Raw genomic sequence first — 23,809 nt, forward strand, 5'->3', positions numbered from 1 at the left:
CGCCCATGAGCAGCGGCGACGAACCGAACGCGGAGCGCGCCGGCCCGTTCGGCCCCGACCTGCCCGCCGTCCCGCGCGTCCTGCTGGTGGAGGACGACGACGGGGACGCGTTCCTCGTGGGCGAGCTGCTCACCGACGCGGAGATCACCGTCGAGCTGCTCCGGGTCCGCACGGTCGCGCAGGCCGCCGCCGAGCTGGAGAGCGGCGCGGTCGTGGACTGCCTGCTGGTCGACCTCGGTCTGCCCGACGCCGTCGGGCTGGCGGCGGTCGAGCGGCTGCGGCGATCGACCCAGCGGCACGGCCTCCCGCCCGCGCTCGTCGTGCTCACCGGGCACTCCGGCGTGGACCAGGGCGTCGAGGCCGTCGGAGCCGGTGCCGACGACTACCTCGTCAAGGGCGAGACCGGGCCCGACCTCCTGGGCCGGTCGCTGCGGTACGCCCTGCAGCGTCGGCGCTCGCTGGCCGAGCAGCGCGAGCTCTACCGGAGCAAGGTCCGCGCGGCGGAGACCGCGCGCCTGGAGCGCGCCCTGCTGCCCAAGCCCCTGGTGGACGACCCCACGGTCTCGATCATGGTCGGCTACCTGCCCGGCGGCGGCGGCCTGCTGGGCGGCGACTTCTTCGACACGGTGCAGCGGGCGGACGGCTCGGTGCTGTCGGTCGTCGGGGACGTCGCGGGGCACGGTCCGGACGAGGCGGCCCTCGGTGCGACGCTGCGCACGGCCTGGCGCACCCTCGTCCTGACGGGGACCCCGCCGCAGGACGTCCCCGGGCACCTGGAGCGGGTGCTGCTGACCGAGCGCGCCAGCCCCGACATCTTCGTCACCCTCTGCCAGGTCCACGTGAGCGCGGACCGCCGCACCGTCGACGTCCACCTGGCCGGGCACCCGGCGCCCATGCTGCTCACCGGGCCCGTCGGGGCGGTGCGCTGCGACCCGGTGGTGCCGACCAGCCGGGGCCGTGCCCTCGGCATCCCCGTCCCGGGCGGCTGGACGGCGCAGCGCCTGACGATGGACGGCCCGTTCGCGGTCGTCATGTACACCGACGGCGTCGTCGAGGCCGCGCTGCACGACGCCGGGGCGGGCCGGGCGGGACGACGGACCTCGGAGCGGCTGGGGGTCGCCGGGCTCGGCGCCGTCGTGCAGGACGAGCTGGACCGCGAGGGCTTCGTGGGCGTCGTCGAGCGGGTGCTGCACCGGGTGCGTGCCCTGCACGGCGGGCCGCTGGTCGACGACGCGGCCATGCTGGTCGTCGGCTGGACGGGCGCGGTCGACGTGGTGGGCGAGCGGTCCGCGATGCTGGCGGACTCCGCGGAGTGGGCGCGGTGAGCCGGCCACCGAGGTCGCCGCTGGACCGCGTCAGGCGCCGGCTCGGCGCGGCCGCCGCCGTCCTCGTGGCGCTGGTGGTCGTGGCGGTCGTGGCGACCGTCGGGTCGCTGAGGCTGCTGACGGCGAACGCGGACGTCGACGCCCTCGAGGCGGTGCGGCTGTGGAACGAGGCGCTGCTCGTGGTGGTCGCGGTGCTCGCGATCGCGATGGCGGTGCTCGGGCTGCTGGTGTGGCGGCTCCTGCGCCAGGAGATCTCCGTGCCGCTGGCGCGGCTGGCGCACGAGGTGCGGGCGGCCAGCACGGGCGACCACGGCCACGAGATCCCCGCGGTGGGCTCGGGCGAGGTGGCGTCGCTGGCGCAGGACGTCGAGCAGATGCGACGCGAGCTGGTCGCGCAGGTGGAGGACGCGCGGGCCGCGCACCAGGAGGTCGAGGAGGCGCACGACCGGCTGCGCCGCCAGGCCGCGGAGCTCGAGCGCTCCAACCGTGACCTGGAGCAGTTCGCCTACGTCGCGTCCCACGACCTGCAGGAGCCCCTGCGCAAGGTCGCCAGCTTCACGCAGCTCCTCCAGAAGCGGTACGGCAACCAGCTCGACGACCGGGCGGACCAGTACATCGCGTTCGCCGTGGACGGTGCCCACCGCATGCAGCGGCTCATCCAGGACCTGCTGAGCTTCTCGCGCGTGGGCCGCTCGGGGCGTCCGCCGGAGCCGGTCCCGCTGGAGGACGTGCTCGCCGGGGTCCTGCACGACCTGGAGGAGCGCGCCACCGACCGCGGCGCCACCATCACGCACGACCCGCTGCCGGTGGTGTCGGGCGACCGGGGGCTCCTGGCCATGCTGCTGACGAACGTCGTGGGGAACGCGCTGAAGTTCGCGCACCCGGACCGGCCGCCGCAGGTGCACCTGACCGCGGTGCGCACCGAGGGGCCGGCGGGCGACCTGTGGGAGGTGTCGTGCACCGACAACGGCATCGGCATCGACCCGCAGTACGCCGAACGGGTCTTCGTGATCTTCCAGCGGCTGCACCCCAAGGAGGTCTACACGGGCACGGGGATCGGGCTCGCCCTGGTCAAGCGTGTCGTGGAGCACCACGGCGGGCGGGTGTGGGTGGAGTCCTCGACGGGGCCGGGCACGACCGTCCGCTGGACCCTCCCCGCCGCATAGGGTGGTGGCCATGACCCAGCAGCAGCAGGCCGGCATCGAGGTCCTCCTGGTGGAGGACGACCCGGGCGACGTGCTCATGACGCGGGAGGCGTTCGAGGAGCACAAGGTCGCCAACCGCCTGTGGGTGGTCTCCGACGGCGTGAGCGCGCTGGAGTTCCTGCGCCGCGAGGGGGAGCACGCGGACCGCCCGACGCCGGACCTCATCCTGCTGGACCTCAACCTGCCGCGCATGGACGGCCGGGAGGTGCTCGCCGAGGTCAAGGGCGACCCTGCCCTGCGGCACATCCCGGTGGTGGTGCTGACGACGTCGGAGGCGGAGGAGGACGTGCTGCGCTCGTACTCCCTGCACGCCAACGCGTACGTGACGAAGCCGGTCGACTTCGAGCGGTTCATCCGGGTCGTGCAGCAGATCGACGACTTCTTCGTCTCGGTGGTGCGGCTCCCGCACCGGTGAGCACCGGCCGGGATGATCCACGGGCCCGGCGTGGTTGTCGCGACCACGGGGTGTCCGCCCCGCGCAGGGCGAACGAGGAGGAACGGTGCTGGACCCCCAGGGGATCATCGACGTCGACGGCGAGGCCGTGGAGCGCACGCTGGGTGCGGCGTCCGCCGGGCCGGGGCCCGTGCTCCTGCACGCGCTGCGGGGGTTCGTCGACGCGGGCAGCGCCGGTGAGATCGCCGCGGACCACCTGCTGGAGCGGTTCTCCGCGACGCGGCTGGCGACGTTCGACGCGGACCAGCTCGTGGATTACCGGTCGCTGCGACCGGTGATGACGTTCGACGCCGACCGCTGGGCGACCTACGACGCGCCGTCGCTGGTGGTCGACCACCTGGCGGACGCCGAGGGCACGGGGTTCCTGCTGCTGCACGGCACGGAGCCGGACCTGCAGTGGGAGCGGGCCGTCGCGGCGGTGCGCTCTCTGGTCGAGCGGCTCGACGTGTCCCTGACGATCGGTCTGCACGGCATCCCGATGGGCGTGCCGCACACGCGGCCGCTGTCGCTGACGGCGCACGCGACGCGGGAGGGCCTGGTGGAGGACTACACGTCGTTCTTCGGCCGGGTCCAGGTCCCGGGCTCGTTCGCGGCGCTGCTGGAGCACCGCCTCGGGGCGACCGAGCACGACGCGATGGGCATCACGGTGCACGTGCCGCACTACCTGGCGCAGTCGCGGTACGTCCCGGCGGCCGTGGTGGGCCTGGAGCACGTGGAGAAGGCGACGGGGCTCGCCCTGGACACCGGCCTGCTGGCCGAGCCGGCCGCGCAGGCGCGCACGGAGGTCGCCGAGCTCGTGGCCGAGAACGAGGAGGTCGCCGCCGTGGTGCGCCGTCTCGAGGAGCAGTACGACGCGTTCACCCGTTCGGTGGGCCGCCCGGACCTGCTCGCACAGGAGGGTCCGCTGCCGACGGCGGACGAGCTGGGCGCCGAGTTCGAGCGGTTCCTGGCCCAGCGCGAGGACGACTGACCCGGTCGGGACCCGCGCCGCACGCCGGGCGCCCCGCGACGTCCGGGCGTCTTCCGTGCAATGCGACGTGGCGCGTGCCACACTGGCGCCGTTGCACCGGCGGCGCGCGCACGGACCTGCGTCGACGTCGCGGTGCGACGGCGGGAGGGCGCCGTGTCCTCCCGCGCACCGTACGGAGCACCGAAGGATCAGCATGGCGCAGGGTTCAGTGAAGTGGTTCAACTCCGAGAAGGGCTACGGGTTCATCGCCCAGGACGGCGGCGGTGCCGACGTCTTCGTCCACTACTCGGCGATCCAGTCCCAGGGCTACCGCACCCTCGAGGAGGGTCAGGCGGTCGAGTTCGAGATCACGCAGGGCCCGAAGGGTCCGCAGGCGGAGCAGGTCGTCCCGCTCTGACGTGAGCCGCACCGCAGGCCGCTCCCGGCGCCCCGGGGGCGGCCTGCGGCGTTCCCGGGCCCGGTCGTCCCGTGGCCCGGGCGTCCGCGGGTCGGACCCGGGGCGAGGTCACGGCAGGGGCTGGGCCGTGCCCACGAACCGGGCGAGCTCGGCACCGGCGAGCAGCGTGACGGGGACCGCCAGGGACCGCAGCGCCCGCCCGAGGCGCACGTCGAGCAGGTCGACCGTGCCGGGGTCGTCCGCCGGGTCGTCCGACCCGCGCGGGTCCGGTCGCTCGGGGACGGGCGTGACGCCCGCCAGCACGACGTTGCCGTAGCGGCGACCCTTGAGGACGCCGGGCTCGGCGACGACCGCGAGCCGGCCCTGCGCCACGGCACCGGGCCCCAGGGCCTGCGCGAAGGACGCCGCCTCGCGCCGCACGGTGGTCAGCGGGGGCCGGTCCGCGCAGTTCGCGAGGACCAGGCCGCCGGGACGCAGCGCGGCCGCGCACGCCGCCGCGAAGGCGGTGCCGGTGAGGTGCGCGGGCGTCGCGTCGCCCGCGAAGGCGTCCCGCACGACGACGTCGGCGCGGCCCGCGGGGAGCGTCGCCAGCACGGCGGCGGCGTCACCGGCGCGCAGCCGCAGCGCGGGGGACCGCGGCAGGTCGAACCACTCGCGCACCAGCGTGAGGAGCCGGGCGTCGACGTCGACGCCGAGCTGGCGCGAGCCCGGGCGGGCGTGCTCGACCTGGCGCGGCAGGGCGCAGCCGGCGGCGCCGAGGTGGACGGCGCGCACCGGGCCCGGCGGGAGCAGCTCGACGACGGCCGCCATCTGCTGGAGGTACTCGAACGCGAGGAAGCCGGGGTCGTCCAGGTCGAGGCAGGAGCTCGGCACGCCGTTGACGTGCAGCGTCACCCGGCGCGGGGCGTCGGGGTCGGTCTCGACGCGGGCGGTGCCGGTGTCGACGGGGACGTCGCCCTCGGGCAGTGTCGGTGCCGGCGAGGACGATCGGTCCTGGCGGGTGCTGCGAGCGCGTCGGGCCATGGGTCCATCCTCTCGTGCCCCGCGACCTTGACAGGATCGAACAGGTGTTCGACGATGGACCGGCGGGGCCGTGGTGCCCCGGCAGGAGGTGGGAGATGCCGTACCGAGGTGGGGCCCCGGTGCCCGAGCGGGTCCAGCGGTTGCTGGCCCGCGCCGACGCCGAGCTGGCCGCGGCCGTGCAGGCGACCGACCCGGGCGACCGGTTCGTCCACGCCCACCTGGCCGCCCTGCGGTCCGCCGCGGCGGTCGTGGCGCTCCACGACGGCGCCGTCGCCCGGGGTCGGGCGCGTCCGGTGTGGGAGCTGCTGTCCCGGGTGGAGCCGGAGCTGGCGGCCTGGAGCGTCTACTTCGCGTCGGGCGCCCGGCTGCGCTCGGCGGTCGACGCCGGACGGTCCGCCGACGTGCCCGCGGTCCGGGCGGACGAGCTGCTGGCCTGCGCCGAGGACTTCCGTGACGAGGTCGGTCTGCGGGTCGACCCGCAGGCCGGCTTCGCCGCCCCTGCGTCGGTGGCGAGGTCCGCGGCCTCATGAGCCGCGGCCCCCGGGCCGAGTCCGCCCGGCGCGACTGGGGCTCCGACGAGGAGGGCGCCGGGGTCCTGCACGTGGACATGGACGCGTTCTTCGCCTCGGTGGAGCTCGCGCGCCGGCCCGAGCTGCGGGGCCTGCCGGTGATCGTCGGCGGGAGGGAGCGCGGCGTCGTGCTCGCCGCGACCTACGAGGCCCGTGCGTTCGGCGTGCGCTCCGCGATGCCGATGTCCCACGCGCTGGCCCGGTGCCCCCAGGCGGTCGTCGTGCGACCCGACCACGCGGCGTACCGGGACGTGTCCCGGGGGGTGATGGAGATCCTGGGCGAGGTCACGGCCGTGGTGGAGCAGGTCTCCGTCGACGAGGCCTTCCTCGACGTGACCGGCGCGCGCCGCCGGCTCGGTCTGCCCAGCGAGATCGGCGCCGCCCTGCGCGAGCGCGTCCGCGCGGAGCACGGCATCACCTGCTCGGTCGGCATCGGCCGCAACAAGCTCGTCGCGAAGCTCGCCTCGACCCACGCCAAGCCGGACGGGCTCCTGCTGGTCCCGCGCGACGCCACCGTCGACTTCCTCCGCTCGCTGCCGGTGGGGGCGCTGTGGGGCGTGGGGGAGAAGACCGAGCAGGTGCTCGCCCGGTGGGGCGTCACCACCGTCGCCGAGCTGGCCGACACCGACGTCGACGTGCTGCGCGCCGCGGTCGGCCCGGTGACCGGTGCCCATCTGCACGACCTGGCGTGGGGCCGTGACCCGCGCCCTGTCGTCGCGGGCCGGGCGGAGCGCTCCGTCGGCGCCGAGTCGACGTTCGAGCAGGACGTGCGCGACCTCGACGAGGTCGCGCGCCGCCTGCGCGCGCTGAGCGACCGGGTCGCCGGCCGGATGCGACGCCACGGGGTGGTGGCCCGCACGGTGGCCCTCAAGGTGCGCACCAGCGACTTCCGCACGCTGACGCGTTCCCGGACCCTGCCCGTGCCCACGGACGTCGCCCAGGAGCTCTACGCGACCGCGCGGGACCTCCTCGGCGCGGTCGACCTGCGGGGTCTGCCGGTGCGGCTCGTCGGGGTGCGCGGGGAGAACCTGCGCGAACGCTCGACGCTGGCCACGCAGCCCAGCATCTTCGACGTCGACGACCCCCGCCCGACCGCCCGCCGGGACGCCGAGGTGGCGGTCGACGCGGTGCGGGAGCGGTTCGGCCACGGCGCGATCGGGCTGGGGGCCTCGTCACACCCGTCCTCGACTACCGCCAGGGGCGCCGCGGGCATATCCTAGGAGGACGTCAGTAGCCACAGCGAGATCGGGGGGCCCGATGCCTCTGTCGGAGTACGAGCAGCGCGTGCTGGAGCAGATGGAGCGCGCGCTGGAGAGCGACGACCCCCGGCTGGCCACCACGCTCCAGCGGTCACGTCGCCGTTCACCGCTGCGTTTCGTCCTCGCCGGGATCGGCGTGGTGCTCGGTCTGCTCCTGCTGGTCGTCGGCGTCGCCACGCAGCAGACGTGGCTCGGCGTGGTCGGGTTCGCCCTCATGTTCGCGGGTGTGGCCACGGCGTTCGCCGCGCCGCGGTCGCGGGGGCCGCAGGGCACGGTGCGACCCGACGGCAGCGTCGCGCCGCACGGGCACACCTCCGCCCCGCACCGCCCGGCGAAGGCCAAGAGCAGCGGCGGCTTCATGAACCGCCTCGAGGAGCGCTGGGACAAGCGCCGCCAGCAGGACCGCTGACCTCGCCCACCGCGCCGACCGACGAGGACCGGCGCGGCGGGTCAGACCACGCGGAACGGCCGCCACCCGAGGGGTGGCGGCCGTTCCGCGTACCTCCGGGACCGGCCGTCACGAGTCGGGCGGCCCGTGCGCTGCCCGTCACCGCGGTGCGGTCGAGCAGGCAGAGCAGGCACTGAGCCCCGTCCGGTCAGGAGCGACGCAGCAGCCGTCCGAGCCAGGCGCGCGGGCCGCGCCGGGCCGACCCGCCCTGGGCGAGAGCGTCGACGACGGCGTCGGCGATCTCCCCGAGGTCGACCTCCTCGGGCTCGACCTCGGTCCCGTCCTCGACGTGCGGGGCGGGCGGCGGCGCGTAGCGGGCGTCCTCCACGGCGGAGCTGAGCCGTTCCAGCCCGTCCCGCACCTCGGCGGACGGCCGGTCGCCCCGCGCGGCGACGACGGCGTCGACCACGGCCTGGGGCGCCTGCCGCGGTGTCGTCGCCGGCGGGAGGTGGATGCCGTCCCGGGCCAGCGACCGCACGACCCGGCCCCAGGCCTCCTCGGCGTCGGGCGGGCCGTCGGCCCGGCGTCGCCGGGTCAGGAGCAGCGCGGCGCCCGCCGCCGCGAGGACCACGACCGCGACGACGCCGCCGACGACCCACGGCCGCTCCGGGTTCCGGGACGTCGTCGGTGCGGTGGCGGCCGCCGACCCCGTCGGGGTCGGCTCGGTCGCCGCCCGGGTGGGCGGCACCTCCTGCACCCCGGTGGGGACCGGCTGGGGCGACGCGCCGGGCGCGGCGTCCCCGCGGGCCGGCTCCGTGTACTCGGGCGGCGGACCGGTCTGCACGGACGGCGTCGGCTCGAACCGCACCCATCCGACGCCCGCGAAGTACAGCTCGGGCCAGGCGTGGGAGTCCTGACCGGTGACCTGGAACACCTGCGTGTCGTCGTCCTGCGTGGGCGCCTCGACGGCCTCGCCGGGCAGGAACCCGACGCCGAGCCGCGCGGGGATCCCGAGCGTGCGCGCCATCACCGTCATCGTGGTGGCGAACTGGACGCAGTAGCCGGTCCGGTGCTGCAGGAAGTCCCACACGGGGTCACCGGTGCCGCCGCGGGGGAGCTCGGTGGCGTAGGTGAACCGTGACGGGTCGCGCAGCCACCGCTGGAGCACCACGGCCTGGTCGTACGCCGTGCCCGCGTCGCCCACGACCTCGCGCGCGAGGTCCGCGACATCGTCGGCGTGCTCGGTGGCGGGGACCTCCAGGTAGGCGTCCACGGCGGTGCCGGCCCCGGCCTCGCGGAGCCGGTCGGGTCCGAGCTCGCGGGCCCGCACCGTGAGCGTGTAGCTGGCGGCGGGGTCGGTGCGGTCGCCGACGACCTCGTCGCGGACGGGGTCGTAGCCCCACGTGCCGTCGACGGTGACGGCGCGGGGCTCGACGGCGACGGGCAGCTGGTCCTCGCGCAGGGAGCCCACGGTGACGGTGACGGAGCGAGGGGCGTCCAGGCCGCGCGCGTCCAGGTCCTCGGGCCACAGGAGGTCGTCGGGGGCGAAGGCCTCGCCGGCACGCTCGTCGCCGCGCTGCCAGCGCCGGCCGTCGAACGCGGACGCCGTGTAGGTGCGCAGCGGGCCGACGCCCTCCTCGGGCGCGGTGTAGGTCAGGACGACCTCGCCCGACCTCTCGGTGAGGCTGCCCAGGACGTCGAGGTCCTCGGCGAGCTGGATCGCGTCGCCGGAGGTGGTGAACGCCTGGTACCAGGCGCCCGCATAGCCGGGCAGGGCGGAGGAGGCGCTCGCCACGGCCCCGGCGACGAGCGCCACGACGACCGCGGTGGCCGAGGTCAGCACGGCGCGGGAGCGCTCGGCGCGCCGGACGGCGCCCGGCGGTCGGGTCGCGGGCGCCGTGCGCGGCGGGGGCACGGTGAGGAGCAGCAGCAGGGCGGCCACGACGACCACGAAGACGGCGCGCGGCACGTCCCCGACCAGGACGAGCGGCGGTGCCCACAGGGCCAGCAGGGGCAGGCCGGCGGCGGCGTGCCAGTGCAGCCCGCCGACGAGGAGGTCGGCGAGCAGCAGCACGGCCAGGGCACCGCCCACCACGAGCAGGGCCAGGGGGAGCGTGCCGGGCACGGGCGCGACCTCCGCGCGCACGATCTCGCCCGCCTCGCCGAGCCGGGCGACGAGCCGCTCCGCGTGCTCGGGACCGACGACGAGGTCCGGGTCGGAGGTGGGCGAGCCGTACCGGGACAGCAGGAACCAGCCGGTGACGACGACCCCCGCGAGGGTCGGCAGCACGGCACCGCCGCCCGCCTCGCCCCGCCGCCGGGCCCGCGAGTCGAGGACGCAGCGGACCGCGCACGTGGTCGCGGCGACGACCGCCACGCCGACCAGGCCCTCACGGACCCACGGACCCGGCAGGACGACGGTGGTGAGCGCCAGCATCGAGGCGCCGACGGCCACCGCCACCAGGACGGCGGCGGCGACGACGCGGGCCAGGGGGCCGGCGTGCGCGGGGATCATGCGACCCTCCCGGTGAGCGCCGACCAGGCGAGGGACGGGTCGGTGCCGGGCGGGCAGGTGGCGACGCGCCAGCCGGCCGCACGCAGGGCGTCCGCCGTCGGCGTGACGTCGTGGCGCATCCCGGTGCCGCGCGGGACGACGAGGACGGCCCAGCAGACGCCGTCGGCGCCGAGCGAGGCGAGGGCGTGCCGTCCGGCCTGGTCGAGGGGACCGACGACGGCCACGGTGATCTCGGACTGGGAGCGGCCGGCACGCACGACCTGCACGGTGCGGGTCAGGGCGCGCACGGCGTCCCCGCCGATGCCGGTGAGGTCGACGGTGGCGTCGAGGAGGCGGGCCCGCCCGGCGCGGGCGCCGGCGGTGTGCTCGGTGCGCTCGGGGGCGGTGGTCGTCGCGACCAGGCGGGTCGGGTGCCCGGCCTCGAGGAACGACACGGCGACCGACGCGGCCAGCGACACCGCCCACTCGCCGTCCTCGACGGCCTGGTGCGAGGCCGGACGGGCGCCGGGGCGGTCCTCGGGAGCCGGCGCGAGCAGCGCCCGGTCGAGCAGCACGGTGACGGGGCGGAACCCGGCGCCCTCGTCGGCCCGCACGATGAGGTGGCCCTGCCGGGCGGAGGCCGCCCAGTGCACGCGGCGCGGGTCGTCGCCCGCGACGTACTCGCGCAGCACGGTGTCGTCGGTGGCGGACAGCCGGGCGCCGGTCGCGGCGCGGTCGAGGTCGCCGAGTGCGGGGGCGCGCACGGACAGCGCGGTGGTGCGCGGCCAGACCGCGACGCGGGTGGTGACGCCGAGCGGCTGGGTGGTGCGCACCAGCCCGAACACGTCGGTGCGCGTGGTCAGGACCGGTCCGAGCCCCCAGCGGCCGCGGCGGACCGGGGTGAGCTGGTAGGTCACGTCGATGCGGTCCGGCGCGGACCGGACGTGCGCGCGGATGCCGGTGGTCCCGGCGAGCTCGTGGGCGGCCTGCTCGGACAGGCGCAGCCGGGCGAGACGCTCGAACGCCGCGCCGGTGCGGTGGCGCACCGCGACCCGCAGGGCGGTCGTGGCGGTGCTCCCCGCGACCACGGGGTGCGGGTCGACGGACCGGGTGACGTCGAGCGCGCCGCGACCGGAGTCCAGGTGCTGCCACGCCAGCGACGCCCAGGCGACCAGGACGACGAGCACCCCGGCGGCGCCGAGCCCCACGAGGTCCGGCAGGTCCAGCACGACGCCGACGGCCGCCAGCACGCCGCCGGCGCCGAGCAGGCCGCCGCCGCGCGCGGTCGGGCGGACGGCGGCGAGGCGCCGCAGCGGGGTCAGGGCCCGCGGCCTCATGCCCGCCGGCCGCCCGCGGCGGGTGCGTGCCCGGCGCCGCCGGCGGGCACCGGGGTGCGGGCGAGGACGTCCTCGACGACCTGCACCTCGGTGCGGCCGGTGAGGCGGGACTCGGTGGACAGCACGAGGCGGTGGGCCAGCACGGGCACGGCGAGCGCCTGGACGTCGTCGGGCAGGACGTGCAGGCGGCCCGACATCGCGGCGTGCGCCCGCGCGACGCGCAGGAGCTGCAGGGACGCGCGGGGCGAGGCGCCGAGCCGCAGCCCCTCGTGGTCGCGCGTCGCGCCGACGAGGTCGACGACGTACTGCTTCACGGCGTTGGAGGCGTGCACGGCCCGCACCCAGCCCGCGAGCCGCGTCATGACCTCCGCAGTGGTGACGGGCTCGAGGCGGTCGATCGGGTCGACCAGGGCGTGCGAGTCGAGCATCGCGAGCTCGGCGGCCGTCGAGGGGTAGCCGACGGACAGGCGGGCGGCGAACCGGTCCCGCTGCGCCTCGGGCAGCGGGTACGTGCCCTCCATCTCGACGGGGTTCTGCGTGGCCACGACGAGGAACGGCCTCGGCAGCGGGTGGGTGGTCCCGTCGACGGTGACGTGCCCCTCCTCCATACACTCCAGCAGCGCCGACTGCGTCTTGGGCGAGGCGCGGTTGATCTCGTCGCCGATGACGACGTTGTTGAACACGGGCCCCGGCCGGAACTCGAACTCGCCGGTCGTGGTCCGGTACACGTTCACGCCGGTGAGGTCGCTGGGCAGCAGGTCGGGGGTGAACTGCACGCGGCCGACGCGGCAGTCGATGCTGCGGGCCACGGCCTTGGCCAGCGTGGTCTTGCCGACGCCGGGGACGTCCTCCACGAGCAGGTGCCCGCCCGCGAGGAGGACGGCGACGGTGAGGCGGGCGAGGTCGGGCCGCCCGTGCAGCACGGACTCGATGGCGTGCCGGACCCGGTCGGTGGTGGCGACGAGCTCGCCCAGGCCGTCGCGCAGCGCGTCCCGGGGGTCGGTGCCGGGTGCGGCGTCCCGCACGGATCCAGGGGCGTGGTCGGGCTGCATCGAAGCGTGCCTCCGCAGGTGACAGGACGTGACGCGTGAAGCCTAGTGGGTCACGTCACACCCTGCGTGCGGCGACGGCGCGCGCCGTGGCCCTCCACCACGCTCCACCGGGGCGGCGGGCCGTTCACCTGCGGTGTCGTGCCGGGCGAGGTGAAGAACACGTGCGCAGCGGGTGATAAGACGCGCCCGGTGGAGGAAAGTGGAGTAGCGTGGAGCGAGCGGGAGCCCGAGGGGAGGTGCGGACCGTGGCAGGAGCTTCAGGGGACCAGTTCCCGGGCGGCGGCCTGCTGCTGGGCACGTACACCCCTCGGCTCGACGAGAAGGGGCGGCTCATCCTGCCCGCGAAGTTCCGCGGCCGTCTGTCCGACGGTCTCGTGATGACGCGGGGCCAGGAACGATGCCTGTTCCTCCTCCCCATGGACGAGTTCTCCCGGATGTACGAGCAGGTCCGGCAGGCGCCGGTCACCAGCCGGCAGGCGCGCGACTACCTCCGCGTGTTCCTGTCGGGGGCGTCCGACGAGGTGCCGGACAAGCAGGGTCGGGTCTCCATCCCGGCGGCGCTGCGCGCCTACGCCGGCCTGGACCGGGACGTCGCCGTGATCGGCGCCGGCACCCGGGTCGAGGTCTGGGACGCGCAGGCCTGGGAGACCTACCTCGCGGAGCAGGAGTCCTCCTACGCCGAGGTGGCGGAGGAGATCTTCCCGGACCTCCAGTTCTGACCACAACCACACACCGGGCCGGCCCGTCCGGCGAGGCCTCCTCCCGCGAGGGTCTGACGCACTTCCCCGGCGTCAGAACGACGCGGAGGGAGACCTGGCCGGGCGGCCCGGGCCGGGACGACCCGCAGGACCGCCGCAGGAGAGGAGAGTCCGTGAGCACCGACGACGACCGGCCCGCCCGGGACCGCCACCTGCCCGTGCTGATGCAGCGCTGCGTCGACCTGCTGGCCCCGGCGCTCGCCGAGCCCGGCAGCGTCCTCGTGGACTGCACCCTCGGCATGGGCGGGCACACCGAGGCCGTCCTGGAGCAGGTGCCCACCGCGCGCGTGCTCGGTATCGACCGCGACCCGCAGGCCCTGGCGCTGGCCTCGGCCCGCCTGGCGCGGTTCGGGGACCGGTTCGTCCCCGTGCACGCCGTCTACGACGAGATCGGTGACGTGGTGGACGAGCACGCGGACGGCGCCGTCCAGGGCGTCCTCATGGACCTCGGGGTGTCCTCGCTGCAGCTCGACGAGTCGGAGCGCGGCTTCTCGTACGCCCAGGACGCGCCGCTCGACATGCGGATGGACCAGTCCCGCGGCATGACCGCGGCGGACGTGCTGAACACCTACGACGAGCGCGACCTCGTGCGGATCCTGCGCGACTACGGCGAGGAGCGCTTCGCCCAGCGCGTGGCCCGCGCGATCGTGCGCCGCCGCCAGGAGCGGCCGTGGGAGCGCACGGCGGAGCTCGCCGACGTGGTCCGCGGCGCGATCCCCGCGGCGACGCGCAAGACCGGCGGCAACCCGTCCAAGCGCACGTTCCAGGCGCTGCGCATCGAGGTCAACGGCGAGCTGGAGGTGCTCGAGCGCGCCGTCCCGGCCGCGATCGAGGCGCTCGCGGTGGGCGGCCGGATCGTCGTGGAGTCCTACCAGTCGCTGGAGGACCGCATCGTCAAGCGCGCCATCGCCCGCGGGACGACGTCCAGCGCGCCCCCCGGCCTGCCGGTGGAGCCCGAGACGCACAAGCCGTACCTCGAGGCCCTCACGCGGGGCGCCGAGGAGGCGGACGACGCCGAGCTCGAGCGCAACCCCCGGTCCGCCTCGGTGCGCCTGCGCGCCGCCCGCCGGCTGCGACCCACCCCCGACCACCTGCTCGGCACCTCCCGGAAGGAGTCGCGATGAGCGCCCTGCGAGCTCCCGCCGTCCTGCCCGCCCGCCGGGGCGAGCCCACCCCGCGGCGCGCCCCGCTGCGAGCCCTCGAGGGCGGTGCCGGTCGCCGCCTCGACGTCGTGCGGGCGCCGCTCCAGGCGACGTCGGGCGTGCCGTTCATGGTGCTCTGCGGGCTGGTGCTCGTCGGGGCCCTCATGGCGGCGCTGCTGCTGAACACGCACATGGCACGCGGGTCCTACGAGATGTCGCGGCTGCAGCGCGAGGTCGGCCTCGTGGCGCAGGACGTCCAGGAGGTGCAGGCGCAGCTGCGCTCCGCGGAGGCGTCGCTGCCGCAGCAGGCGTCGCGCCTCGGCATGGTGCCCGCCGACGACGTGACGATGTTCTCCGCCGTCGACGGCACGATCGTCCCGGAGCCGGTGGAGGAGCCCTGAGCGCGACACGCCCGACCGACCCCCGCGGATCGGGGGCGGGTCGGGCGCACGATCGGGGGGTGAGCAAGCAGACCCCGCGCCGTGCACCGGCGACGCCCCGCGGATCCGCCGGGTCGGGCGGCGCCCGGTCGACCGGGTCGGGGCGTTCGGGCGCGTCGTCCGGCGGATCGCGCGGCACGTCGGCGAACGCCCCGCGGAGCACCCCGCGCGGCACCCCGCCGCGTGCGGGGTCGGGCGCGTCGAAGGCGTCCTCGACGTCGTCCACCGGTGCGTCCGGCACGGCGGCGAAGCGGTCGGGCACGGCGTCGGGCGGGAGCGCCCGGACCACGAACCGTTCCGGTGGCGGTGCCCGGACCACCGACCGCTCCGGCGGCGGGCGCACGCCCGCGGTGCGCGGCACCGCGGCGGCCCGCACGTCGTCGCGCCGACCGGCCCGGACCGGACGGCGCCGGGTCGCCCCGGCCGTGCGGACCCCGCGGGCCGCCACGGTGCGAGCGGCGGGCGACCCCGCGCGCCGGCAGCGCTGGCTCATCGTGCTGGCGGCGCTCGTCGTGGCGGTGTTCGTGGGCCGCCTCGTGTGGGTCCAGGTGATCCAGGGTCCGACCCTGGCGTCGGCGGCGCAGCAGGCGCGGCTGGCCACCCAGGTGACCCTCGCGCACCGCGGCGACATCCTCGACGTCGACGGCACGGTGCTGGCCACCTCGGTGGACCGCTACACGGTCGTCGCCGACCAGCAGCAGATCCAGTCGTTCCGCGGCAACGGCCGCCGCGACGCCGAGGGCGAGCCGGTGCAGGACGGCGCGCTCGGGATCGCGCAGCTCCTCGCCCCGGTGCTCGACAAGGAGAAGGCGACGCTGGCCGCCCGCCTCAACGGCGAGGACCGCTACGTGGTCCTGGCGCGCGACGTCGTGCCGGAGGTCCAGCGGGCCGTCGCGGCGCTCGAGCTGCGCGCCTACCTGCGGACCGACCTCACGTCCGAGCGCACCTATCCCGCCGGGACGGTGGCGGGCCCGTTGCTCGGCTACGTCAACAGCGACCAGGACGGGCTCGGCGGCGTCGAGGCGGCCTGGGACGACGTCCTGGCGGGCACCGACGGGTCCCACACGTACGAGCGCGGCCGGGACGGCGCGCAGATCCCCGTCTCGGAGATCGAGTCGGTGCCGGCCGTCCCCGGGCAGGACGTCCTGCTGACCGTCGACTCGGACGTCCAGTGGAAGGCCGAGGAGCTCCTCGACCAGGCGGTGAGCGACACGGGCGCGGCCTACGCCATCGCCGTCGTCCAGGACGTCGCCACGGGCCAGGTCGTGGCCATGGCGGACTCGGGCGACGTCGACCCCAACGACCGCTCCACCGACCAGGTCGCCCAGGGCTCGCGGGCCGTCAACGTCGTCTTCGAGCCGGGCTCGACCGGCAAGGTGGTGGCGATGGCCGCGGCGCTGGAGGGCGGCTACTGGGAGCCGACCGACGAGTTCGAGGTGCCGGACACCTACACGGTCGACGGGGAGACGTTCCGCGACTCCCACGCGCACCCGGTGGAGCGGTGGACCCTGGCGGGGATCTTCGCGCAGTCCTCCAACACGGGCACCGTGATGATGGGGCAGGACATCCCGTTCGCCGTGCGGTACGACTACCTGCGCAAGTTCGGGTTCGGGCAGCGCACCGCCCTCGGCATGCCGGGGGAGAGCGCGGGCCTGCTGCCCGCCGAGAACGTCGACGAGGTCGAGAACCGCACGCCGTACACGATCCTGTTCGGCCAGGGCGTGGCGGTGAGCGCGATGCAGGCCACCCAGGTGTTCTCCACGGTCGCCAACGACGGCGTGCGGATGCCGGCGTCGCTGGTCGCCGCGACCCGGACGAGCACGGGGGAGACGACCCCGGTCGACCCGGGGGAGGGGACCCGTGTCGTCTCGGCCGAGACCGCGGGCCGGCTCATGCGGATGATGGAGTCCGCCACCAGCGCCGAGGGCACCGGCTCCGCGGCCCAGGTCCCCGGCTACCGGGTGGCGGGCAAGACGGGCACCGCGCAGATGTTCGAGGGGGGCGGCACCACGTACGTCGCCTCGTACATCGGGGTCGCCCCGGCGGACGACCCCCGCTACACGGTGTCGGTGTTCCTCAAGAGCCCGCGCTCGTCCATCTACGGCGGCGTGGTCGCGGCGCCGGTGTTCTCCGAGCTGATGGGCTACACGCTGCGCAAGGCCGGCGTCCCGCCGTCGCAGGAGCCCTTCAAGCCCTTCCCGACGACCTGGTGACGTGGCCGCAGCAGGTAGGTTCTACCCCGTGACATCCCCGACCGCTCGCATCCGCCCCACGGTGCCCTCGCCCCGGTCGCTGGCCGACCTCGCCGCCGCCTTCGGGCTGGCGGCCACCCGTCCCGTCCCCGCGCAGGCCCAGGTCAGCGCGGTGGCGAGCGACAACCGGGTGGTGGCCGACGGGGACCTGTTCGTCGCGCTGCCGGGCGCCCGGGCGCACGGCGCCGACTTCGCCGCCGACGCCGTCCGGCGGGGTGCGGCGGCGGTGCTGACCGACGCCGCCGGCGCGGAACGCCTGGCCGACCTCGACGTGCCGGTGCTGGTGGCCGACGAGCCGCGCACCGTCCTCGGCCCGGTGGCCGCGTGGGTGCACCGCGAGCCCGCCGAGCAGCTCGCGACGTTCGGCGTGACGGGCACCAACGGCAAGACCACGACCTCCTACCAGGTGGACCACCTGCTGCGGGCGCTCGGACGGCGCGGCGGCCTCGTCGGCACGGTCGAGACCCGGGCCGGGGACCAGGTGCTGCCCAGCCGCCTCACCACGCCCGAGGCCGCGGACCTGCAGGCGCTGCTGGCCGCGATGCGGGAGCTCGGCGTCGACGCCCTGACGATGGAGGTCTCCTCCCACGCGATCGCGATGCACCGCGTGGACGGGGTCGTCTACGACGTGGCGGGCTTCACGAACCTCAGCCAGGACCACCTCGACTTCCACGGGGACCTGGAGTCCTACTTCGGGGCCAAGGCCGAGCTCTTCACGCCCGCCCGGTCGCGCCGCGCCGTCGTCGTGGTGGACGACGTGTGGGGCGAGCGCATGGCGGCCGCGGCCACGGTTCCCGTGGAGACGGTGCGCACGGTGCCGGCGCCCGCGGGCGCCCCGGCCGCCGACTGGACGGTCGACCACGTCGAGCCGCACGGCACCGGCTCCGCGTTCACCCTGACGCACGCTGACGGGCGCACGCTGCGCACCGCCACCTCGCTGCCCGGCGGCTTCAACGTCGCCAACGCCGCCCTGGCCGTCGTCATGGTGCTCGCCTCCGGTGTGCCGGTGGGCGACGTCGCGGCCGCGCTGGACGCCGCCGACGGCCTCAGCGCCCGCGTGCCGGGCCGCATGGAGGTCGTCGCGCCCGGCGACGCGGCCGACCCGCGCGTCGTCGTCGACTTCGCGCACAACACCGACGCCCTCGAGCTGGCGCTCGCCGCGCTGCGCCCCACCACGCCGGGACGGCTCGTCGTCGTCTTCGGCGCCACGGGCGACCGCGACCCGGGCAAGCGCGGCGCGATGGGCGCGGCCGCCGTCGCCGGAGCCGACGTGGTCGTCGTGACCGACGACGACCCGCACGACGAGGACGCCGCCGTCGTGCGCGCCGCCGTGCTGGCCGGGGCGCGCGAGGCGCTCGCCGCCGCCCGGGCCGCCGGGCGCGAGGTGTCGCTCGTCGAGGTGGCCCCCCGCGCGGACGCGATCCGCCGGGCCGTCCTCGACGCGGCCCCGGGGGACACGGTGCTGGTCGCCGGGCGCGGCCACGAGACCATCCAGGAGGTCGGCGGGGTCGACCTCGAGCTGGACGACCGCGTCGAGGCGCGCACCGCGGTGCACGCCCGCGCAGAGAGGAACACCTCCGCATGATCGAGCTGACCGCGGCCGAGGTCGCCGCAGCCACCGACGGGACGCTGCACGGCGCCGACGGCGCCGTCGTCACCGGACCGGTGGTCGTCGACTCCCGTCAGGTCACCTCCGGGGCGCTGTTCGTCGCGCTGCCCGGGGAGCACGTCGACGGCCACGACTTCGCCGTCGGCGCGGTGCGCGACGGCGCCGCGCTCGTCCTGGCGGCGCGGCCGCTGGACGGTGTGCCGACCGTCGTCGTGGACGACGTCCAGGTGGCCCTCGGCGAGCTGGCCCGCGCCGTGCTGGCGCGCCTGCGCGCCCAGGGCGAGGTGCGCGTCGTCGCCGTGACCGGGTCGATGGGCAAGACCACGACGAAGGACCTGCTGGGCCAGCTCCTGACGCCCGAGGTGGGCGAGGACGCGATCGTCGTGCCGACCGGCTCGTTCAACAACGAGATCGGGCTGCCGCTGACGGTGCTGCGGGCGGACGCCGGCACCCGGCTGCTCGTGCTGGAGATGGGCGCCGACCGGCCCGGCAACATCGCCGAGCTGACGCGGCTCGCCCCGCCGGACGTGGGCGTCGTGCTCGCGGTCGGCACCGCCCACCTCGGCCAGTTCGGCGACGTCGAGACCATCGCGCGCACCAAGGGCGAGATGGCCGAGGGCGTGCTGCCCGGCGGCACCGTGGTCCTCAACGTGGACGACTCGCGGGTCGCCGCGATGGCGTCGCGCGCCGCCGACGGCGCCGAGGTGGTGACGTTCGGGACGATCTCCGCCGCCGACGTGCGCGCGGTCGACGTCACGGTCGACGGCGGGCGCGCCGCGTTCACGCTCACGCACGGCGCGGCCACGGCCCCGGTCGCGCTGCGCCTGGTCGGGGCGCACCACGTCACCAACGCGCTGGCCGCGGCGACCGCCGCGCTGCGCCTCGGCGTGCCGCTCGACGTCGTCGCGGAGCGGCTCGGCCGCGCGACGCCGCTGAGCCCGCACCGCATGGCCGTCACGGACCGGCCCGACGGCGTGACGATCGTGGACGACGCGTACAACGCGAACCCGGACTCGGTGCGCGCGGCCCTGCGCACGCTCGCCGTCATGGCGGGACGCACCCGCCGCTCCGTCGCGGTGCTCGGTGAGATGCTGGAGCTCGGGGAGTCCTCCCGGGTCGAGCACGACGCCGTCGGCCGGCTCGCGGTGCGGCTCAACGTCAAGCTCCTCGTCGTCGTCGGCGAGGGGGCGTACCACGTCCACGAGGGGGCCCAGCAGGAGGGCTCCTGGGGGGAGGAGTCGCTCTTCGTGCCCGACCTGGACGCCGCGCGCGCCGTGCTCGCCGACGAGCTGCGCGCCGGGGACGTCGTGCTGGTCAAGGCGTCGCACGGCTCCGGCCTGTGGCGCCTCGCGGACGAGCTGGTGGAGGTCGGCGCATGATCGCGATCCTCGCGGCGGCCGGGGTGTCGCTGCTCGTGGCGCTGCTGGGCACGCCCCTGTTCATCCGGTTCCTCGTGCACCGCAACTACGGCCAGTTCGTCCGCCAGGACGGCCCGACGGCGCACTTCACCAAGCGTGGCACCCCCACGATGGGCGGCGTCGTCATCATCGCGGCGACCCTGCTGGGCGTGGCCGCGTCGATGATCATGGCGGGCCGGGCGCCGAGCGCCACGGTGCTGCTGGCGCTCTACCTCATGACCGGCCTCGGCCTGGTCGGGTTCCTCGACGACTTCACGAAGATCCGCAAGCAGCGGTCCCTCGGCCTGACGGCCCGGGCGAAGATCGTCGGGCAGGGCTTCGTCGGCATCTCGTTCGCGGTGCTCGCGCTGCAGTTCCCCAACGAGAACTCCCGCACCCCGGCCTCGACGAAGATCTCCGTCCTGCGCGACACCAACCTGGACCTGGCGTTCGCCGGCGCGACCATCGGCCTGATCCTCTTCGTGGTCTGGGCGAACTTCCTCATCACCGCGTGGTCCAACGCGGTCAACCTCACCGACGGACTCGACGGTCTGGCCACGGGCTCATCGCTCGTCGTGTTCGGCGCGTACGTGCTGGTGGGCGTCTGGCAGCTCAACCAGTCCTGCCAGCGGCTCGCCGCCGCCGGACCGGGCTGCTACGAGGTGCGCGACCCGCAGGACATCGCGATCGTCGCGGCGGCCGTCATGGGCGCCTGCGTCGGCTTCCTGTGGTGGAACGCCAGCCCCGCGAAGATCTTCATGGGCGACACGGGCTCGCTCGCGCTCGGCGGCGCCCTCGCGGCCCTGTCGATCCTGTCGCGGACCGAGATCCTCGCGGCCGTCATCGGCGGCCTGTTCGTCATCATCGTGCTCAGCGACGTCATCCAGATCGGCTCGTTCAAGCTCACCGGCAAGCGCGTGTTCAAGATGGCGCCCCTGCACCACCACTTCGAGCTGTCCGGGTGGGGCGAGGTGACGATCGTCATCCGGTTCTGGCTCGTCGCCGGGTTCTTCGCCGCGCTCGGGATGGGGGCGTTCTACGCCGAGTGGGTCGTCAGTTGATGTCCGGCGCGGACGGCCTCCTCGACGGCACCCGGGTCGTCGTGGCGGGGCTCGGGGTGACCGGGCGGGCCGTCGTCGACGCCGTGACGGGCCGCGCGGCGTCCGTGGTGACCGTGGACGCGCACGCGCCCGCCGCGGACGTCACGGGGGCGGACGCCGCCGACCCCGCCGTCCTGGACCGCGTGGTCGGCGCGGCGGACCTCGTCGTCGCCTCGCCGGGCTGGCCGCCGTCGGCGCCGCTGCTGGTGGCCGCCGCCGCGGCCGGCGTGCCCGTGTGGAGCGAGGTCGAGCTCGCGTGGCGCCTGCGCGCCGGGGCCCCCTGGCTCGCGGTGACCGGCACCAACGGCAAGACGACCACCGTGCGGATGCTCGCGTCGATCCTGTCCGCTGCCGGGCTGCGCACCGCCACCGTCGGCAACGTCGGCACCCCCGTGCTCGAGGCCGCGCAGGACCCCACGCTCGACGTCCTCGCGGTGGAGCTGTCCAGCTTCCAGCTCCACTTCACGCACACCATGGCGGTGCAGGCCGGGGCCGTGCTCAACGTCGCCCCCGACCACCTCGACTGGCACGGCGGCCTCGACGCCTACGCCGCCGCCAAGGGCCGCGTCTACGCCGGTGCCGAGGTCGCGTGCGTCTACAACGTGGCCGACCCGCGCACCGCGGACCTCGTGCGCGCCGCCGACGTCGCCGAGGGGGCGCTCGCGGTCGGCTTCACGCTCGGCGCGCCGGGGCCGGGCCAGGTCGGGCTCGTCGAGGACGTCCTGGTCGACCGGGCGTTCCACGCCCCGCAGGGGTCGCGCGAACGGGCCCGCACCGCCGCCGAGCTCGGCACCCTCGACGACCTCGCGCACCTCGGCCCGCACGGGGCCCCGCCGCACGTCGTGGCGAACGCCCTGGCGGCCGCCGCGCTGGCCCGGGCCCACGGCGTCGACGCGCGCGCCGTGCGCGACGGCCTGCGGGCTTTCCGTCCCGACGCGCACCGGGTCGCGGTCGTCCGGGTCCTCGACGAGGTCACGTACGTCGACGACTCCAAGGCGACCAACGCCCACGCGGCCGCGGCGTCGCTGGCGTCGTGCGCGCCCGGCACCACGGTGTGGGTGGCCGGCGGCCTCGCCAAGGGCGCCCGGTTCGACGACCTCGTGTCGTCCCGCGCCGACCGGCTGCGCGCCGCCGTGGTCATCGGCACCGACCCGGAGCCGTTCACCGACGCGCTGGCCCGACACGCGCCCGAGGTCCCCGTCGTCGTGGTCGACCCCGGCGACACTGGCACCGTGATGCGCCGGGCGGTGGCCGCGGCCCGTGACCTCGCCCGACCGGGCGACACGGTGCTCCTGGCCCCCGCGGGCGCGTCGATGGACCAGTTCACGTCCTACGCGGACCGCGGCGAGGCCTTCGCGGCGGCGGTGCGGGACCTGCCCTAGGAGGACCGGATGGCGGCCACGGCCCCCGCGCGACGGCTGACGGAGCGGCCGTGGCTCGGCCAGTGGAACTCGGCCGCGACGAGCTACTACCTGCTGCTGGGTGCCACGACCCTGCTGCTCGTCATCGGCGTCGTCATGGTGTTCTCCAGCTCGACGGTCACGTCGATCGCGGCCGACCAGGCCCCGTGGACCGAGGGGCTGCAGCAGGCGAAGTTCGCGCTCATCGGCCTGCCCGTCATGCTGCTCGCGACGCGGATCCCGGTCCGGTGGTACAAGCGGCTCGCCTGGCCGGCCCTGCTCGGCGCGGCGGCGCTGCAGTCGCTCACGCTGGTCCCGGCGCTGGCCCGCGGCGCGGGCGGCAACGTGGGCTGGATCTACCTCGGTGGCGGCGTCACCGTCCAGCCCGCGGAGATCAGCAAGCTGGCGCTCGCCCTCTGGCTGGGGTTCGTGCTCGGGCGCAAGCAGCACCTGCTGGGCTCCTGGGGGCACACCTTCGTGCCGGCGGTGCCGGGCGCCCTGGTCCTCGTCGGGCTCGTCCTCGCGGGCCACGACCTCGGCACCGTGCTCGTGATGGCCGGGCTCGTCGCCGGGGCGCTGTGGGTCTCCGGTGCGCCGTGGAAGATGCTCGCGCTCGGCGGCGCCGCAGGTGTCTTCGTCGTGCTGTTCTTCTTCGTGCAGGGCAACAAGAACCGCCTCGGCCGCATCGCCGCGACGTACGGCGGCTGCACCGACCAGCAGGGGGAGTGCTACCAGTCGCTGCACGGGCTGTGGGGTCTGGGCACCGGCGGCCTGTTCGGCGTCGGGCTGGGCGCGTCCCGGGAGAAGTGGCGCTACCTGCCCGAGGCCCACAACGACTTCATCTACGCGATCATCGGCGAGGAGCTGGGCCTGCTCGGCACCCTCGTCGTGCTCGCGCTGTTCGTGGTGCTGGGCGTCGCGATGGCGCGCGTCGTGCGCCGCCACCCCGACCCGTTCGTGAAGATCACCACGGCCGCGGTGGCGTGCTGGATCGTCGGCCAGGCGCTCCTCAACATCGGTGTCGTCGTGGGTCTGGTGCCCGTCATCGGCGTCCCGCTGCCGCTGGTGTCCGCGGGCGGGTCGGCCCTGGTCGCGGTCATGGCGGCCCTCGGCATGGTGATGAGCTTCGCGCGGGACGAGCCGGGTGCCGCGCAGGCGTTCGCCTCGCGCCGCGGCGTGCTGCGCCGGTCCCTCACGGTGGTGGGACGGTCGCGCCCGGCCCGGTAGGGTCCGGGGGT

At 75.9% G+C, this 23,809-nt stretch carries 21 protein-coding genes; 17 read left to right on the plus strand and 4 right to left on the minus strand.

Annotated elements, in window-relative coordinates; all coding sequences use genetic code 11:
* The first annotated feature begins 5 nt into the window (after positions 1-5).
* From ATJ88_RS07460 to ATJ88_RS07480, 5 genes are all read left to right on the plus strand, one after another.
* Entirely contained in the window at positions 6-1,325 is a 1,320-nt protein-coding gene (locus ATJ88_RS07460) for a PP2C family protein-serine/threonine phosphatase (protein WP_098463282.1), read from the plus strand.
* On the plus strand, positions 1,322-2,491 hold the full coding sequence (locus ATJ88_RS07465; protein ID WP_245852209.1) for a sensor histidine kinase: 1,170 nt from the start codon (positions 1,322-1,324) through the stop codon (positions 2,489-2,491). Before ATJ88_RS07460 ends, ATJ88_RS07465 begins: the two co-directional genes overlap by 4 nt.
* Positions 2,492-2,501: 10 nt before the next feature.
* Entirely contained in the window at positions 2,502-2,945 is a 444-nt protein-coding gene (locus ATJ88_RS07470; protein WP_098465193.1) for a response regulator, read from the plus strand.
* An 85-nt stretch (positions 2,946-3,030) separates the two neighbouring features.
* Complete coding sequence (locus tag ATJ88_RS07475; protein ID WP_098463283.1) at positions 3,031-3,954, plus strand: proteasome assembly chaperone family protein; 924 nt, start codon at positions 3,031-3,033, stop codon at positions 3,952-3,954.
* 193 nt (positions 3,955-4,147) lie between these two features.
* Positions 4,148-4,351 carry a cold-shock protein gene (locus ATJ88_RS07480; protein WP_098463284.1) on the plus strand — a complete coding sequence of 68 codons (204 nt, stop codon included), beginning with the start codon at positions 4,148-4,150 and terminating at the stop codon, positions 4,349-4,351.
* Between the two features lie 108 nt (positions 4,352-4,459).
* Here the strand turns inward: ATJ88_RS07480 and ATJ88_RS18320 are convergent, their stop codons facing one another.
* Complete coding sequence (locus tag ATJ88_RS18320; RefSeq protein WP_098463285.1) at positions 4,460-5,374, minus strand: spermidine synthase; 915 nt, start codon at positions 5,372-5,374, stop codon at positions 4,460-4,462.
* A gap of 119 nt (positions 5,375-5,493) precedes the next feature.
* On the opposite strand from ATJ88_RS18320, the gene ATJ88_RS07490 reads away from it, so the two are divergent.
* From ATJ88_RS07490 to ATJ88_RS07500, 3 genes are read left to right on the plus strand one after another with little or no spacing between them, the layout of a single operon-like run.
* Complete coding sequence (locus tag ATJ88_RS07490) at positions 5,494-5,904, plus strand: SAV_6107 family HEPN domain-containing protein (protein WP_245852211.1); 411 nt, start codon at positions 5,494-5,496, stop codon at positions 5,902-5,904.
* Entirely contained in the window at positions 5,901-7,163 is a 1,263-nt protein-coding gene (locus tag ATJ88_RS07495) for a DNA polymerase IV (protein ID WP_098463287.1), read from the plus strand. The genes ATJ88_RS07490 and ATJ88_RS07495 overlap by 4 nt, the downstream gene beginning before the upstream one ends.
* Positions 7,164-7,200: 37 nt before the next feature.
* Positions 7,201-7,611, plus strand: a complete 411-nt coding sequence (locus tag ATJ88_RS07500) for a DUF3040 domain-containing protein (RefSeq protein WP_098463288.1) — start codon at positions 7,201-7,203, stop codon at positions 7,609-7,611.
* Between the two features lie 187 nt (positions 7,612-7,798).
* Here the strand turns inward: ATJ88_RS07500 and ATJ88_RS07505 are convergent, their stop codons facing one another.
* Genes ATJ88_RS07505 through ATJ88_RS07515 form a run of 3 tightly spaced genes read right to left on the minus strand, consistent with a single transcriptional unit; the run spans position 7,799 to position 12,473 of the window.
* Positions 7,799-10,105 (minus strand): transglutaminaseTgpA domain-containing protein, encoded by a 2,307-nt coding sequence (locus ATJ88_RS07505; RefSeq protein WP_098463289.1) that lies wholly within the window; start codon positions 10,103-10,105, stop codon positions 7,799-7,801.
* Entirely contained in the window at positions 10,102-11,421 is a 1,320-nt protein-coding gene (locus ATJ88_RS07510; RefSeq protein WP_098463290.1) for a DUF58 domain-containing protein, read from the minus strand. The genes ATJ88_RS07505 and ATJ88_RS07510 overlap by 4 nt, the downstream gene beginning before the upstream one ends.
* On the minus strand, positions 11,418-12,473 hold the full coding sequence (locus tag ATJ88_RS07515; RefSeq protein WP_098463291.1) for an AAA family ATPase: 1,056 nt from the start codon (positions 12,471-12,473) through the stop codon (positions 11,418-11,420). The genes ATJ88_RS07510 and ATJ88_RS07515 overlap by 4 nt, the downstream gene beginning before the upstream one ends.
* A 284-nt stretch (positions 12,474-12,757) precedes the next feature.
* Here ATJ88_RS07515 and mraZ point away from each other — a divergent pair, with 284 nt between their 5' ends.
* The 9 genes from mraZ to ATJ88_RS07560 all read left to right on the plus strand — a co-directional run bounded on the left by mraZ (position 12,758) and on the right by ATJ88_RS07560 (position 23,798).
* On the plus strand, positions 12,758-13,192 hold the full coding sequence (gene mraZ / locus ATJ88_RS07520) for a division/cell wall cluster transcriptional repressor MraZ (protein ID WP_098465194.1): 435 nt from the start codon (positions 12,758-12,760) through the stop codon (positions 13,190-13,192).
* A 152-nt stretch (positions 13,193-13,344) separates the two neighbouring features.
* Entirely contained in the window at positions 13,345-14,355 is a 1,011-nt protein-coding gene (rsmH, locus tag ATJ88_RS07525; protein ID WP_098463292.1) for a 16S rRNA (cytosine(1402)-N(4))-methyltransferase RsmH, read from the plus strand.
* Entirely contained in the window at positions 14,352-14,774 is a 423-nt protein-coding gene (ftsL, locus tag ATJ88_RS07530; RefSeq protein WP_098463293.1) for a cell division protein FtsL, read from the plus strand. Before rsmH ends, ftsL begins: the two co-directional genes overlap by 4 nt.
* Positions 14,775-14,833: 59 nt before the next feature.
* Positions 14,834-17,026, plus strand: coding sequence for a peptidoglycan D,D-transpeptidase FtsI family protein (locus ATJ88_RS07535; RefSeq protein WP_245852213.1), 2,193 nt, complete (start codon positions 14,834-14,836; stop codon positions 17,024-17,026).
* Positions 17,027-17,054: 28 nt separating this feature from the next.
* The gene (locus ATJ88_RS07540; protein WP_098463294.1) at positions 17,055-18,650 is read left to right on the plus strand and encodes a UDP-N-acetylmuramoyl-L-alanyl-D-glutamate--2,6-diaminopimelate ligase; all 1,596 of its coding nucleotides are present in this window, start codon (positions 17,055-17,057) and stop codon (positions 18,648-18,650) included.
* The gene (locus ATJ88_RS07545) at positions 18,647-20,053 is read left to right on the plus strand and encodes a UDP-N-acetylmuramoyl-tripeptide--D-alanyl-D-alanine ligase (RefSeq protein WP_098463295.1); all 1,407 of its coding nucleotides are present in this window, start codon (positions 18,647-18,649) and stop codon (positions 20,051-20,053) included. The genes ATJ88_RS07540 and ATJ88_RS07545 overlap by 4 nt, the downstream gene beginning before the upstream one ends.
* Positions 20,050-21,132 carry a phospho-N-acetylmuramoyl-pentapeptide-transferase gene (gene mraY / locus ATJ88_RS07550; protein ID WP_098463296.1) on the plus strand — a complete coding sequence of 361 codons (1,083 nt, stop codon included), beginning with the start codon at positions 20,050-20,052 and terminating at the stop codon, positions 21,130-21,132. The genes ATJ88_RS07545 and mraY overlap by 4 nt, the downstream gene beginning before the upstream one ends.
* Positions 21,132-22,553 carry a UDP-N-acetylmuramoyl-L-alanine--D-glutamate ligase gene (gene murD / locus ATJ88_RS07555; protein WP_098463297.1) on the plus strand — a complete coding sequence of 474 codons (1,422 nt, stop codon included), beginning with the start codon at positions 21,132-21,134 and terminating at the stop codon, positions 22,551-22,553. The genes mraY and murD overlap by 1 nt, the downstream gene beginning before the upstream one ends.
* A gap of 9 nt (positions 22,554-22,562) precedes the next feature.
* Positions 22,563-23,798 (plus strand): FtsW/RodA/SpoVE family cell cycle protein, encoded by a 1,236-nt coding sequence (locus ATJ88_RS07560; RefSeq protein WP_098463298.1) that lies wholly within the window; start codon positions 22,563-22,565, stop codon positions 23,796-23,798.
* Positions 23,799-23,809 lie beyond the last annotated feature (11 nt).

Source organism: Isoptericola jiangsuensis (assembly GCF_002563715.1).
In the GTDB taxonomy this organism is placed as follows: Bacteria; Actinomycetota; Actinomycetes; order Actinomycetales; family Cellulomonadaceae; genus Isoptericola; species Isoptericola jiangsuensis.

Bases quoted from the DNA above. Each gene is read 5' to 3' on its own strand.
- ATJ88_RS07460 (WP_098463282.1), top strand. From the start codon at position 6: ATGAGCAGCGGCGACGAACCGAACGCGGAGCGCGCCGGCCCGTTCGGC.
- ATJ88_RS07470 (WP_098465193.1), top strand. From the start codon at position 2,502: ATGACCCAGCAGCAGCAGGCCGGCATCGAGGTCCTCCTGGTGGAGGAC.
- ATJ88_RS07480 (WP_098463284.1), top strand. From the start codon at position 4,148: ATGGCGCAGGGTTCAGTGAAGTGGTTCAACTCCGAGAAGGGCTACGGG.
- ATJ88_RS18320 (WP_098463285.1), bottom strand. From the start codon at position 5,374: ATGGCCCGACGCGCTCGCAGCACCCGCCAGGACCGATCGTCCTCGCCG.
- ATJ88_RS07495 (WP_098463287.1), top strand. From the start codon at position 5,901: ATGAGCCGCGGCCCCCGGGCCGAGTCCGCCCGGCGCGACTGGGGCTCC.
- ATJ88_RS07500 (WP_098463288.1), top strand. From the start codon at position 7,201: ATGCCTCTGTCGGAGTACGAGCAGCGCGTGCTGGAGCAGATGGAGCGC.
- ATJ88_RS07505 (WP_098463289.1), bottom strand. From the start codon at position 10,105: ATGATCCCCGCGCACGCCGGCCCCCTGGCCCGCGTCGTCGCCGCCGCC.
- ATJ88_RS07510 (WP_098463290.1), bottom strand. From the start codon at position 11,421: ATGAGGCCGCGGGCCCTGACCCCGCTGCGGCGCCTCGCCGCCGTCCGC.
- ATJ88_RS07515 (WP_098463291.1), bottom strand. From the start codon at position 12,473: ATGCAGCCCGACCACGCCCCTGGATCCGTGCGGGACGCCGCACCCGGC.
- ftsL (WP_098463293.1), top strand. From the start codon at position 14,352: ATGAGCGCCCTGCGAGCTCCCGCCGTCCTGCCCGCCCGCCGGGGCGAG.
- ATJ88_RS07545 (WP_098463295.1), top strand. From the start codon at position 18,647: ATGATCGAGCTGACCGCGGCCGAGGTCGCCGCAGCCACCGACGGGACG.
- mraY (WP_098463296.1), top strand. From the start codon at position 20,050: ATGATCGCGATCCTCGCGGCGGCCGGGGTGTCGCTGCTCGTGGCGCTG.
- murD (WP_098463297.1), top strand. From the start codon at position 21,132: ATGTCCGGCGCGGACGGCCTCCTCGACGGCACCCGGGTCGTCGTGGCG.
- ATJ88_RS07560 (WP_098463298.1), top strand. From the start codon at position 22,563: ATGGCGGCCACGGCCCCCGCGCGACGGCTGACGGAGCGGCCGTGGCTC.